Annotated in this window: 15 protein-coding genes; 5 read left to right on the top strand and 10 right to left on the bottom strand. The window is 32.7% G+C overall.

The genetic code is table 11. The features are described from left to right. Positions 1–198: 198 nt before the first annotated feature. Positions 199–816 (bottom strand): NUDIX hydrolase, encoded by a 618-nt coding sequence (locus JOC75_RS04440; RefSeq protein WP_204953507.1) that lies wholly within the window; start codon positions 814–816, stop codon positions 199–201. Between the two features lie 169 nt (positions 817–985). Here JOC75_RS04440 and JOC75_RS04435 point away from each other — a divergent pair, with 169 nt between their 5' ends. Then, on the top strand, positions 986–1,477 hold the full coding sequence (locus JOC75_RS04435) for a CBO0543 family protein (protein WP_204952877.1): 492 nt from the start codon (positions 986–988) through the stop codon (positions 1,475–1,477). A 68-nt stretch (positions 1,478–1,545) separates the two neighbouring features. On the opposite strand, the gene JOC75_RS04430 is transcribed toward JOC75_RS04435, so the two are convergent. Beyond that, positions 1,546–2,178 carry a hypothetical protein gene (locus tag JOC75_RS04430; protein ID WP_204952876.1) on the bottom strand — a complete coding sequence of 211 codons (633 nt, stop codon included), beginning with the start codon at positions 2,176–2,178 and terminating at the stop codon, positions 1,546–1,548. A 263-nt stretch (positions 2,179–2,441) separates the two neighbouring features. Next, complete coding sequence (locus JOC75_RS04425; protein ID WP_420828011.1) at positions 2,442–4,043, bottom strand: ribonuclease J; 1,602 nt, start codon at positions 4,041–4,043, stop codon at positions 2,442–2,444. A gap of 361 nt (positions 4,044–4,404) precedes the next feature. Between JOC75_RS04425 and JOC75_RS04420 the strand changes: the two genes are divergently transcribed. Both JOC75_RS04420 and JOC75_RS04415 read left to right on the top strand, forming a co-directional pair. After that, on the top strand, positions 4,405–5,028 hold the full coding sequence (locus JOC75_RS04420; RefSeq protein ID WP_204952874.1) for a LysE family transporter: 624 nt from the start codon (positions 4,405–4,407) through the stop codon (positions 5,026–5,028). A 107-nt stretch (positions 5,029–5,135) separates the two neighbouring features. Beyond that, on the top strand, positions 5,136–5,894 hold the full coding sequence (locus JOC75_RS04415) for a YqcI/YcgG family protein (protein WP_204952873.1): 759 nt from the start codon (positions 5,136–5,138) through the stop codon (positions 5,892–5,894). Between the two features lie 144 nt (positions 5,895–6,038). Here JOC75_RS04415 and JOC75_RS04410 read toward each other — a convergent pair whose 3' ends face one another. From JOC75_RS04410 to JOC75_RS04385, 6 genes are all read right to left on the bottom strand, one after another. Then, positions 6,039–6,881, bottom strand: a complete 843-nt coding sequence (locus JOC75_RS04410; RefSeq protein WP_204952872.1) for a sugar ABC transporter permease — start codon at positions 6,879–6,881, stop codon at positions 6,039–6,041. Beyond that, positions 6,881–8,167, bottom strand: coding sequence for a carbohydrate ABC transporter permease (locus JOC75_RS04405; RefSeq protein ID WP_338036547.1), 1,287 nt, complete (start codon positions 8,165–8,167; stop codon positions 6,881–6,883). The genes JOC75_RS04410 and JOC75_RS04405 overlap by 1 nt, the downstream gene beginning before the upstream one ends. Positions 8,168–8,241: 74 nt before the next feature. Beyond that, positions 8,242–9,534 carry a sugar ABC transporter substrate-binding protein gene (locus JOC75_RS04400; protein WP_204952871.1) on the bottom strand — a complete coding sequence of 431 codons (1,293 nt, stop codon included), beginning with the start codon at positions 9,532–9,534 and terminating at the stop codon, positions 8,242–8,244. Between the two features lie 208 nt (positions 9,535–9,742). Beyond that, complete coding sequence (locus tag JOC75_RS04395) at positions 9,743–10,219, bottom strand: DUF2975 domain-containing protein (protein WP_204952870.1); 477 nt, start codon at positions 10,217–10,219, stop codon at positions 9,743–9,745. Positions 10,220–10,383: 164 nt separating this feature from the next. Beyond that, positions 10,384–10,914: a hypothetical protein gene (locus JOC75_RS04390; protein WP_204952869.1), complete on the bottom strand. Its 531-nt coding sequence runs from the start codon at positions 10,912–10,914 to the stop codon at positions 10,384–10,386. A gap of 33 nt (positions 10,915–10,947) precedes the next feature. After that, entirely contained in the window at positions 10,948–11,403 is a 456-nt protein-coding gene (locus JOC75_RS04385; RefSeq protein WP_204952868.1) for an NUDIX hydrolase, read from the bottom strand. 195 nt (positions 11,404–11,598) lie between these two features. On the opposite strand from JOC75_RS04385, the gene JOC75_RS04380 reads away from it, so the two are divergent. Beyond that, the gene (locus JOC75_RS04380) at positions 11,599–12,015 is read left to right on the top strand and encodes a DUF1284 domain-containing protein (protein WP_204952867.1); all 417 of its coding nucleotides are present in this window, start codon (positions 11,599–11,601) and stop codon (positions 12,013–12,015) included. 255 nt (positions 12,016–12,270) lie between these two features. Further along, positions 12,271–12,750 (top strand): DUF2798 domain-containing protein, encoded by a 480-nt coding sequence (locus JOC75_RS04375; protein WP_204952866.1) that lies wholly within the window; start codon positions 12,271–12,273, stop codon positions 12,748–12,750. Between the two features lie 93 nt (positions 12,751–12,843). Here the strand turns inward: JOC75_RS04375 and JOC75_RS04370 are convergent, their stop codons facing one another. Continuing rightward, entirely contained in the window at positions 12,844–13,425 is a 582-nt protein-coding gene (locus tag JOC75_RS04370) for a GNAT family N-acetyltransferase (RefSeq protein ID WP_420828010.1), read from the bottom strand. Positions 13,426–13,844: the final 419 nt, after the last annotated feature.

The raw sequence follows: 13,844 nt of genomic DNA, 5'->3' as shown, positions 1-13,844 counted from the left end.
CAGTATTTTGTGAAACAGAGCCCTTTAATAAAAAAAGGCTATAAACCGTAGAAATAACCTTCAGAAAAGAGGTTTTGTTATGATTTAGTTTCTTTTAAATACAATGAATCATGTATGTCATTTTTAGCTAAGAAAAGTGAAAGAAAAAACCTCAAAATCTTATGCATGATATAAGAAGCTGAGGTATTATAATTCGCTTTACTTTTTTAAGATTTCAATAAAATGAGAAAGGATCCTAGCGGTTAACCCCCAAATCACTTTGTTTTCATATTGAAAAAAAAGTTCTTCCATTTTTCGAGTTTGCCAATTATAGTTTTTGCCATTAGGTATTAAATCAAAAGGAAAATCATCTTCTGGCTCTAACTTTGTATGTACATGATATATGTCTGGTTTCACATCTAAGAAAAATGACAATGGAACAGTAAAAGTTTCCTGCACTTCGGATTTATTAGGTATTATCTTGTTAAAATCATCAATAAGCCCAATAAATGGATAAACAATCATCCCATATGGTGAAACTAGAAAATCAATTGGGTTAATATTTGTAATTTGCTGTTTTGTGATCCCAAGTTCCTCTGTTGTTTCCCTTACAGCCGTATCTAAAGATGATTGATCCTGCTCATCCATTCTACCACCAGGAAAACAAATTTCCCCAGGTTGTCTTCTTAACTCTTGAGAACGTACCTCAAAAAGAACATGTATGTCATTATCTACTTTCACTAATGGTAAAAGTACAGCATATTTCGAAAACCTCTCATTTCCAAGAAAAGAGGGTGTATGTAATTGTACCTTATTGAGGATATCACTTAATTCCAAAATCATCACCTCATCCCACTTTTCTCTATCATAGCAAAATAATTAACCGTTTGTCATAAGCGAAACATTCTTGTTCGTGGAACAAAGTTGTGAAACAAGAAAAAACGGGTGGTGACAGGCACCGTATAAGAAACAAACAATTGACAAACTCTAACATGAGGTGTTTATTATGAAAAAAACTTTTCCCGTTATATTTTTGGCTTCTTCAACATTATTTGGTTTATTTTTATTGCCTTTTGCAATTGTTAAACGACCGTTTAAGGATTGGATAATTGTATATTTAGTTAGTATTATGGGGAATTCTCTTGCAGATCGTTACCTTGTTTCTAACGGGTATTTAAAATATAAGATCAGACCTTTACCTAAAAAGTTTTCGATTCATTTGCCTTTTGACTTTGTTCACTACCCGCTTTCTTTACTTTATTACAATCAATGGACATTAAATAGTAAACCACTGGGCATTATTTTAAAACTTTTCCCATTTGTCATTCCACAAGTTATCACTGAGACTATTGCAGCAAAGACAACAGACTTAATTACATGGAAAAAGGGTTGGGATTGGTATCATTCGTTTATTAGTTTAGTCATTAAACTTCTTTTATGTCGCTCCATCATAGCTATTATTAGAAAAATCAACAAAGATGAAATTTCTATTAAATAAGCTAACTTACTATGTGGGTAAACGGTGGGTATCCTAGTTTTGCTGGATGCTCACCGTAAGTATAAATATTAATCCTCTTCAATGAGTTTAAACAATTCATCTGCTTGATAGTTTTCTTTAATTCCAGGTTTAGTTAAAAAATAATCAAACACATCTGTATTTGAATAATCCTTCTTTAATCCTTTAATAATTGTAGATAGATATGAATGTGATGGCTTGTTCCATTCAACTTCATTTATATCCCATGGTGCTGTAAATGTATAAATTGGATAATCGTTGTCACTACCAAGATAGAGAATATTTCCATACCAAGAATGTTCGTTAAAAACATAAGAATTTCTCTCTTGTATACTCTGAAGATTAAGCTCGAATTCAATTCCATCATTTTCTTGCTTTACGATATCCATAAATTGTTCAGTAGTGATTAAATATTTTTTGCTGTAACTAACACATGTAGGTTCTTGGTTTAAGCCGATAAAGGCAACACCTTGATTATTCCACCTTCCAGAGTTCTTCGCAAAATATAACGGATGCTTCAATATATGAATTGATTCTTTAATAGGTAGTGATCGATCTCGACAACCTTCTTCTATCTTACTAGATCCATTAGGTTTTCCACCTTTTATATAACATAAAAAACGATCGTTATTTATGTTAGAACCATAGCTTGCATACCAAACATATTGCTTAGTTTGCTTCATATTTTCTCACCTGCTTTTTTATAAATTTTCTTAGATTTCATTATTTTATTTTTTCGAGTTGTTATTAAGTATTCTACTATAATCTACTAATCTATAAAAATAATTATTACCTTGAATATATTGACTACCTCTATGACGAAATAATGTTTGAAATTAGATGTTTATCTTCTTTATGCTAGTTAGGTGTTAAGAGCCTGAACTGATAAAAAGAATAAAGATGCCTGTCACCACTCGACAAAAGTCGGGTGGTGACAGGCACCGAATTAAACTTCAATGATGATCGGTAAAATCATTGGTCGTTTCTTTGTGTGAGAGAAGACGTATTGTCCTACTGATTTTCTGATTTTTTGTTTGAGAACATTCCATTGTGCTTTGTCTGATTCTTTTAGGTCATGAACTGTTTTTTTGATTAATCCATTTATGTCGTTTAACAAGTCACTTGAGTCTCTGTTGTCTACGAATCCACGAGATATTGTGTCAGGTCTTGTGATAAGCTTTCTTTCTGATTTGCTCATTGTTAAAACAATAACAAGCATACCATCCTCTGAAAGCTGTTTGCGGTCTCGTAATACGATATCACCAACATCATCTAATCCAATGCCATCAACATATGTGTTTCCTGCTGGAATGGATCGTGTTTGTCGGGCAATAGAGTTCTCCAGATCAACTACCTCACCATTTTTAAGAATAAATGTGTTTTCTTCTTCAACACCAACTGTTTCTGCTAGTAAACGGTGATGATGAAGCATTCTGTATTCACCGTGGATTGGGATGAAATATTTTGGCTTCATTAAAGTTAGCATTAACTTCAGATCTTCTTGGTAACCATGACCTGATACGTGCATACCTTTACCTGAGCCGTAAATAACATTAGCACCAAGTGAGTACAAATTATCAACAATTTGCGAAACATTTTTTTCATTTCCTGGTATTGGCCCTGCTGCTAAAATCACGGTATCTCCACGCAGAACCTCAGTACCCCGAAAATTCCCAGTAGATAAGCGGGCAAGCGCAGCCATTGGTTCTCCTTGGCTACCAGTACATAGGATACATACTTTTTCTGGGGAAAGCTCTTCAATTTGATCTTGTTCAATGATCATTCCCTCAGGGGCATTTAGATATCCACGTTTCATTGCTACATCAACAACATTAACCATACTTCTACCTAACAAAGCGATTTTTCTGTTTGTTTTAATCGCAGCATCAACCACCTGCTGTACACGATTAATGTTTGATGCAAAGGTTGATAGAAAAATCTTTCCTTTCGCCTTACGAAAAGCCTCTTCGATGTGCTGACCAACAATTAGCTCTGACGGTGTAGATCCTGAACGCTCTGCATTTGTACTTTCTGATAAAAGAAGTAACACACCTTTCTTACCAATCTCAGCCATCTTATGGATATCAGAATGTTCATTATTTACAGGCGTTAAATCAAATTTAAAATCACCACTATGTACGATTGTTCCCTGTGGAGTTTCAAAAGCAATCCCGAGACAATCTGGAATACTATGATTTACCCTAAAAAAACTAGCTGTCATTTCACCTAAAGTAATTTCAGAATTTGAATTAATTTCATTTAACTCAGTTTCACGCAAAATTTTATGTTCACTTAATTTTAGTTCAATTAAGCCTAACGTAAATCTAGTCGCATAAACAGGTACATTTAGTTTTTTTAGAAAATAAGGAATGCCACCAATATGGTCTTCATGTCCATGTGTAACGATTAGTGCCTTTACTTTGTCTTTGTTTTCCTCTAAATAAGAAACATCTGGAATAATGAGATCTATCCCTAATAAGCTTTCATCTGGAAACTTGTTTCCACAATCAATAACAATGATGTCATTATTATATTGAATAGCATACATATTTTTCCCAACTTCATTTAAACCACCAAGAGCGAAGATCGATAATAGATTGTTATTTGAGGTCAATGTTATACACTCCTACTTCAATTTGTGGTTTTAATATGTGTATTTTTCTAGTCAATTATGTAAGGTTTGATTGAATGTTTAACCCTAATTTTTAACGACTTTCTCTTTATGTGAGCTTAATATTAATAACCGAAGTCAAAATACTATCTTAACTAAGAAATAGTATTTTATGAAAATAGCCTTAATTAAGAAGAATTTTATAAAAGGTAAATTTCATTAAATTACTAAAAAATGTCGTACAAGCTACAACTCTTGAATAGATTGTAAAAGTACTATTTAAAAGGGCGTGACATTTTTGAGTATTCTTCTTAGTTATGTTTTATTAGGATTATCACTTGCAGCTCCAATTGGACCAGTAAATGCTGCGCAGATTGACCGGGGATTTCGTTTTGGGTTTTATCATTCGTGGGTAATTGGCTTAGGGTCAGTAACAGCAGATATAATCTATATGATTATGGTCTATATGGGTGTTGTTAATTTTCTTGATAGTCCCTTCATGCAAACCTTTCTATGGTTGTTTGGTTTTTTTGTGCTAATTTATACGGGAATTGAAACGATTTTTTCTGCAAGAAAAGAAATTAAACATAATCGAAGTGAGTATGAATCTTATTTTAAAACATTTATGACAGGCTTCTTTATGTCCTTATCAAATCCGCTCACTATTTTATTTTGGTTAGGTATTTACGGATCTGTGCTAGCTAAAACTGCTGCTACATACGAAAACCTACAGCTTTTCATTTATAGTGGAGCAATATTGATTGGTCTTTTATTATGGGATTTTACGATGGCAATCATATCAAGTACATTTAGAAAAATTTTAACACCAGGTTTAATCGCTTTTATCTCCGTTATATCAGGTTTAACTTTGATAGGATTTGGTGTTTATTTTGGATTACAAGCTTATCATGTTTTGTTTTAGGTTCTTAAAAAAGTTTCCTTGCTGCAATTTAGTTTGATAATAGCACATTGAGCAGTCACCTATTTCTTCTTCCATTAATACTGTAACATTGGAAGGAGGAATAGGTAATGAATCTTCTGTTTTCAAAAACCGATTTGGATTCAGCTAATTTTACAGCTAACGATTGGCGTCGACTTTCGTATCATGCATTTTCTGAGAAGCTTTCTAATAAAGACACGCCTTTTCCTTGTGTACCTGCAACACATGGATTTAGTACGAACCAATTACGATACGGCTTTGTGTCTGATCCTAGAAAAAAAGAAGCTATTACAGAATTGGCTGAGCTATTAAAAGAATATGGAGAAAATTCCCGAAGCTATGGACCTTACACGTCTTTAATCATATTATTTGAAACACCCGAAGACATAATTGAGAACAACACAGTTGAGGAATTTGAAGAACTCTACTGGAATATCTTAACTAATGTTAGTGAGCTTGATCAATCAGAATGGCCTGAAAATATCCCTTTTGATCCAGGACATCATTTATGGGAATACTGCTTTGAAGGTGAACAATATTTTATGTATTGTGCCACACCAAAGCATGTAAATCGTCAAAGTCGCAGCTTTCCAACTCTTATGTTTGCCATAACACCTAGATGGGTGTTAGATACATTTAATGCAAAACCAAAAAGAGCTGATAAAACGAAAGAAATAATTAGAAAACGGTTAGGTAATTATGATTCTGTTGATATCCACCCCGACTTAAAAGGCTACGGAGAAGACGATAACTTCGAATGGCGACAATACTTTATCCGTGATGATGATAAATCACTTTCAAAGTGTCCTTTTTTAAACAAACTAAAAAAAAATGATAAAAAGGCGTAATTTTCTTTACGCCTTTTTTGCTTATAATACAAACTAGTTTTACCTGCTTAACTGATTACTAGAAAAAACATTATTTTGAACAGCTTAGGATAATTTTGGTCTTTATGGATTACCTTCATTATAATTTTGTCCCTTCCTCTTCTATCATCCTTTTGTTCCTCCTGCAGTTAAGCCAGAGACGAAATATTTTTGGAAAAACAAAAACAATATGGCAATTGGAATGGCAATTAATACGGAGCCTGCTGCAAAGGTTGTAAATTCTGCACCGAACTGATCATCAATCAAATTGAATAAGCCAACTGGTAAAGTGTATTTTTCTTCAGAGCGAAGGAGGATACTTGCGATAATAAAGTCTGCAAAAGGTGCGATAAAAGAGAATAATGCAACAACAGCAAGAATCGGTTTAGCTAAAGGCATGACAATTTGAAAGAAAATTCGAAAATGACCTGCTCCATCAATTTTTGCTGATTCATCAAGCTCCCTAGGGATGGTATCTAAATATCCCTTCATTAACCATGTGTTAAGGGGAATTTGACCCCCAATATAAATGAGAATTAATCCGCTTAATGTATCTAGTAATTGAAATCTAAATGCTAAAACATAGATTGCAATTAACGCCGCGAAATTCGGAATCATTTGTAAAATCAAAAATGTCATTAATCCATATTTTCTTCCAAAGAAACGATATCTTGAAAAAGCATAAGCAATAAGACTTACAGAAATTACCGTGAAGATCATCGTTAAGCAGCTGACTATTAATGAATTTTGATACCATTTTAAATAATACGTTTCTTCTAAATTGAATAAATGTTGATAATGCATTAATGACGCATTTTTTGGAATAATCGAAGAACCTGATAAGCTTTGTCCAGGATTAAAGGAAGACCCAATAATCCATGCAACTGGATACAAGATAATTAAAAACATAATCCCAATGATTAAATACGACAAACCTAGTCTAACGAATTTGTGAGATTTTATATTCATTACATCATATCCTCTTCTTGGAATGATTTCGTTTTTCTAAATTGCCAGATGGCAATCGTGATAACAAAAATTGATAATAATAATGTGATAGCAGCTGCCTTCGAATATTCAGCTGATGTCATTGTTAAACTATAAATCCATGAAATTAAGATATCTGTGCCTCCAGCATTATGTCCTGGTACAGCAGGACCCCCGCCATTAAATAGATAAATCACATTAAAATTATTAAAATTAAATGTGTATTGCGTGATGATTATTGGTGCTGTTGCAAATAACACAAGTGGTAAAGTAATGTTTTTGAACTTCTGTAAGCTATTTGCTCCATCCACTGTTGCTGCTTCATACAATTCATCAGGAATTGATTGAAGTACACCTGTTGTCATCGCAAAAACAAACGGAAAACCTAGCCAGGTTTGAATAAATATTAACGCCATTCTTGTATAAAATGATTCTGTCATCCAAGGAATATCACCTAATCCAATAAGAGCTAAAATATCTTGATTTATGGCACCAAAGGATTCATTAAACATTCCGGCAAAAATTAATATGGAAACAAATCCAGGAATTGCCCAAGGTAGAATTAAGACAGTTCTTATCATTGCTTTACCTTTTAAGTCTTTCTGGTTAACAATAACAGCGAGAATAATACCAAGTGCGACTTGAAAAGTGGTTGCAACAAACGTCCAAACAAGTGTCCAAGATAAAACACCTAAAAAGGTCTCACGCCAAATATCTATTTTGAAGATATCTATAAATGTTTGCAGAAACACCCAATCTACAAGTTTAGCTGGTGGTGAATGATATAAGTCATAGTTTGTAAATCCTAGTAGTATAACAAAAATAATTGGAAAAACAACAACAAAGACCATCAATAAAAATCCAGGTGTCATGATTAAATAAGGAAATCCAGATTCTATTAAGTTTTTATATTGCTCCCATAGTGTATGAAGTGGCTGACCTTTGTCCCTCTTCTCTCCATTTTTGTATGCATCAAATAAATTAAACATTAAAAATATCAAGCCGAAGCCAACGATGATCAGAGCTAAAATCCCTTCAGCTAATAGAAAAATAGAGTTATCTCTGGGTGTTTTTTCACCAAGCGTAACAATTCCCCATAGTCCCATATTAAGTAAATCACGAAAAACACCAAAAAATGCAGCTGTTAATAGTAAAAATAAACCACCCTTAACAAACTGCTTATTATACAATTGTCCTAGACCAGGAAGAATCGAAAGAACAACAGCTGTTTTTCGGTGATTAGTTTGACCAACCCTATTGTGCGCCACTTTTACATCCTCCTTTCCATTTTTAAATAAATTTATAGCAGTACCTCCGATTGGACATACTGCTATTTCTTTATTTAGTTAGAATGACTTGCTTCAATACTTTGACTAATTTGTTTTACGGCAGCATCAAGTGCTTTTTTTGGTTCAGACTTACCTGTTACAATGGTTTGTAAGTTATTCGCCATCGGTTCCCAGACTGTTCCCATTTCAGGAATATTAGGCATAGGAATGGCATTTTGTGATTGTAATGCAACAGCTTTTGCTCCTTCATTCTCTGTTATAGCTGGATTTTCAGCTAATGCAAGATTAGTAGGCACTTCCTGTGTTTGCTCAAAACGAATTAATGAGTTTTCATCATTTGTAATAAATTCAACAAATTTTGTTGCCCATTCTTGGTTTTTTGAATGACTTGATACATGATAACCTTTTACACCCATAAATGTTTTCATATATTCTCCATTAGGAAGCTCAGGCATTGGAGCTATTCCAATATCAACACCTGCATCTTTATATGGCTGGAATTGCCATGGTCCATTCATAACCGCTGCTACCTTACCTTCGCCAAATAAACCATCACGTGTTGAGCCGCCATTTTCTCCGATAAGTCCTTTAGGAAATAAACCTTCGTCATACCATTGTTTAATGTATGACACACCTTCAATGGCTCCTTCATTATTTAAACCAAGATCCTGTGGATTTGGAATATCGTTTTCATTCCCAAATACATAGCCACCATTACCAGCAATAACACCATGAGCCATATAAAAGTCGTCCCATACTGCTAAAAATCCAAATTTACCATCTTTTGTGAAATCTTTAGAAAAGCTATACACTTCATCCATTGTCTCTGGAGGAGCTTCCATCAATGATTTGTTATAAATAAATACAGGTGTTTCAGATGATTTTGGAAGTCCGTAAAGTTTTCCATCATATGTTTGAGCAGAGATTGAAGATTGAGAGAAACGGTCTTTAACTGCTGAATCGACAGTTATTTCTGCTAGATGCCCTTGCACAGCTAATTCTCCAATTTGATCATGAGGTAGTGTCAATACATCGGGTCCTGTTCCAGCAGGTCCATCTAAACGCAATTGCTCACGCATATCGCTTGCCATTAAAACCTCTTTAATCTCAATTTCAATACCGTGTTCTTCAGTAAACGCTTTCGCAACATCCTTTAACCAAGGAGACTTGTCTTTATCTTCCCAAACAACAAGCTTTTCAGGCTTATTTTCATCCTCTGTTGTTGCTACTGTTTCATCACTATCATTCTTAGTCGTTTCATCTTCTGTTTCATCCTGCGGTCCACAGGCAGCAAGAGCGCCTAGTACGAGGATAAAGATCATAAACATTGTTAAATACTTTTTCATTGTGATCCCCCTTTTTCTTTTTTTTGTACAAACGATTGCACGTTATGGTGGAAGCGTTTGCACTAAACTACATTCTCAACATATGATCTTATGTGGATATTAAGAACTTAAGTTTATAGAATAGTTAAAAAATTAATTCTGCAAAGATGTTGATTTTGACATAACAAAAAAGCTGACATTGAATACTGTCAGCTCTTCATCATGTAAGTTATATGGTTAGATCATTCTCGGATTTAACATTGAGGGCATTTTTTAATAACATTTGCAGAAGAGCAGCAAAAACAGCTATTACAAAAGAAGTAAAGGTAATAATGATACCAAGTAATAAAATACCGGGATTTCCAGCTTGATTATAATTTAAAATAATAAAGCCAATAACGTATAACAAACTGATTGTTATAGCGCAGTATTTTATGTACTTTAAAGCTACTTCAGAAGAGTCTGAGAAGGCGATGTTTTTATCAATATACCTTAATAGCTCTAATATTTTATAAAGGGCGAAGAAAAAAGGCAGTGCTGTTAAGTAAATTCCAATTAAAAGTGGATACTGTAAATGCGCAAATTCGGGATACATTTCTGCCAAAACTCTTGATTGCCAAGGCAACCAAAATGAACATAAGCAAAGTATCGATAACCCTATCGTGTAAATTACTATTTTCATCAAAGTTGTTGTTTGAAGTTTCATAAAAAAGCACCTCACTAATGTAATCTTACCTTTAGTATAAATCGTTATTTATTGATATTCAATAAATTATTATTATTATTTAATAAATTATTTTTTGGTTGGCATTGAAGAGCTCGCATGGTTTTTGTTTTAATTGATTTTGTCTTTCTTCTGCAGGGACATACTTAATCTAATAACAATTGTATATCTTTTACTAAATTACTTATTTTATTTTCTCCATATTCATCCCTCTTCACATCGAGGAAGTAAGGTTCTTTAGTTAGGAGATAATTCTTTAAAAGTAGATATGAACCAATAGGGAATTCGTAATCCCAGTTTGCCCTATACCCCACAATGCCATAGTTCTTAATCAAAGCAGTCACTTCTTTTAATATAACTTCTAAAAAAGAATCATAAGGATACTCAGTATCAATTTTAATTTTATTTTCAAAAGTTACAATAATATGTAACATTCCATTTTTTTTCAGTGTAAAGTTCCACATAGTAATAAATGGTTCACTATCCCATTCACAGCTAGTATTATTAGATAAGCCATAATCACTTGATATACAGGTACTGTTTAAATAAAGAAGAGCAGATAACAAGTCACCTAAGCAGTCACTCACATATGTAACATTAAACGAAAATTTCTGAGAATTTATTTCAATAAATCCATCTACTACCCATTGATCTATAAAATCATATTTAAATTTCAATATTACCACCCTATCTTCTTACGTTTATGTTTTTTAAAATAACTTCTTATTAAAAAGATCAATATTGTGAAGATTTTTGTTTAGTAAATTATTAATAATCTGACTATTCACTTCTTTTTCTCTTAGATCGTTATCTTTAAATTTTAATAGATCTTCTAGACGTATCCATTTACTATCTGATATTTCATTTTCTCTAAGTATAAAAGCACCTCCAATGATTTCAGCAGTAAAATGAAAGAGAATGACGTGATCATTAGTTTGACTTTTAAAGTTATATATACCCGTAGTGCTGATAAGCTTTACATCATACCCGGTTTCTTCTTTTACCTCTCTATGTGCTGCTTTTAGAATGTCTTCACCATATTCAATACGTCCACTTGGAAAATTCCATTTCTTAAATGCTTTTGGTTTTGTTTCTTGAATAATGAATACTTTACTATCCTTATAAATGGTAACACTCACAACTAAAACAATATTCTGCTGGTTCATTATTTCTCCACTTTCAATTATTTTTAAATTTTTATATATTCCTAATGTAAGATTTTAGTTCTGATTAGCAATGTCCAATTTTTTTATTATTGATACAAAATGGAATATACGAAAACCATCTTATCGATATGTTAAAATAAAATATGTTAACTTATTGATATTTTAGTTAACACATATTTTACGAGGAGGAAAACAATGTATAAGCTAAGAGGACATCACCTCTTTTGCCTTCTGGGTTATCGAGGTATGGGGTATTCCAAAGAATATGTGGAAAATATGACGATTCTTCATCAAACATTAAAAAACGATCCTTTTACAAAAATTAAACTTGTTAATGGTCCAGATCAGCTATGTGAAAAATATCCAAACTCAGGTGAATATCATTGTCAAAACAATTCAATTTATGAGCGAGATCGAGCTATTTTAGAAAAATTAGGGCTTACAATTGGGCAAATTTTATCTTGGAAGGACATCGAGATGCAAATCCAGAAGTATGTTGTACCTTCTGACATTCAAACAGTTTGTGAAACTTGTTCCTGGCGTTCTTATGGTGTATGTGAAGAAGGAATAAGAGATGTTCTTGAAGGAAAGGGCTTAAGAGAAGTTAAGTAAGTCCTTTCCTTTCTTTTGTTACTAAATGATAGCCTCCAACAAATTCCTCATTTTGTATCACTAATAATTGACCCCGACCTTCAATCTAAAGTATGTCATCTATATTCTTCCCTTGGTTCATAAACTTTTTAGAGAAAATAATTACATATATGTATAAACAGATCACCAGAAAAAGTTCACAAAACTTTCACTTATGAAGAAATTTTTATTTATATATAATAACAGTTATTCTCGTTAAAGAAAGGATGTTTTCGTTTGCCTAGTAATAAAAAAGAAGGAATTATCTTTGCAATTTTCATGTGTTCAGGAATGGTTTTTATTATGACCTTATACAACACACTATTACACGGAGTTTCAATCACATTTTGGAGTGCGGTACTGCAATTAATTATAACTTTCATCATTGCATTTATCGTTGAATCACTAGTTGAGCCTAGAGCACGTAAACTTGCGCTATCCTTCCCTTATGATAAATCTAAACAAATGAATGTTATTTTAGCCATATCATTTTGTATGGTTCCAGCGATGGTGCTTATTATGTCTGTATATGGTCTTATTTTAACCTCAATTATGGTAGGCATTGAAGGATCTATTTTCACAGCTTATCTTAAAACTGTTGGGCTGAACCTTATCGTGGCTCTACCAGCTCAATTACTTATAGTTGGTCCAATTTCACGTGGACTACTAACTAAATTCATTAAACCCATGAGCCAAAAGCCAGAAGTAAGCATATAAGATTCATTCAGTTCATAATGGTGAATATAAGCTTTAACATCAATAGTAGACCAAGCTTTTAAGATTTGGTCTACTATGTTGATTATAGTTGAGTTAGTAGAGAGAATTTTCTAGACTTATCTTAACTTGTTTCCACTCACTATCTATAATGCTGTAATAAACAGAATGTCGATATGTACCGTCTTTTCTGATCATGTGATTTCGTAATATTCCTTCTTTATTCCCTCCTATTTTTTCTATTGCTTTTTGAGATCTAAGATTTTGATCATCTGTTTTAAATTGAACTCGTATGAAGTTAAGGTGTTCAAAAGTATATTTTAATAGTAGATATTTACACTCTAAATTAGCATCTGTTCCCCAAACTGTCGGGGTTAACCAAGTCCAACCAATTTCTAATCCTCGATTTATTTTCGAGATATCTAGGAATCTCGTACTCCCGATCACCTTATTGCTTTCTCTACATTTAATAACAAATGGGATCTCATTTCCTAACTCTTTTCTTCGTAAAGCGTCTTCTACAAAGAATTCCATTTGCTGATAAGACATAATTGACTTTGGTAAGTGTGCCCAAATTTCTTTGTGTTTACCAGCTTCATATAACTCTTTTGTGTGAGAAAATTCCATTGGTACTATTGTAACGGTATTTCCTGCAAGTTTTTCAAACATCAACATGATTCAAGCCCCCTCTTCTGTAATTTTGACCATTTGCGAATCATTTTTTAAAAGGTATAAAAGGAAGAACTGATTAAAATAATCGCAATACCCAGTTCTAACAAAATGTACTCTAATCTCTCTTTCAATAGATAATTTTCTATAGCACTTAACAAACATATTGTCGCTAATATAACTTGTAAAATACTAAAGTAAAAGCTTGTCAACCCATTAAATAAACCCATTACAATAACAATTATTGCAAATATTAGCAAGGTCACATCTATAAATTTAGGGATAATCTTTTTTGAATTTCGTTTATCTTTAAAAAACAAAGAAATTACTGACTCCAATTTGTTAGATTGTTTAGAAATAATATTCACCAAATTCCTACCGTATTTTTGTGTTTGTGTCTGTAAATTATTGTAACATTTTAAAGATCT

Source organism: Metabacillus crassostreae (assembly GCF_016908395.1).
Lineage (GTDB): Bacteria > Bacillota > Bacilli > Bacillales > Bacillaceae > Metabacillus > Metabacillus crassostreae.
The sequence above is the reverse complement of the archived record's forward strand: the minus strand, read 5'-3'. Positions and strand labels throughout refer to the sequence as shown.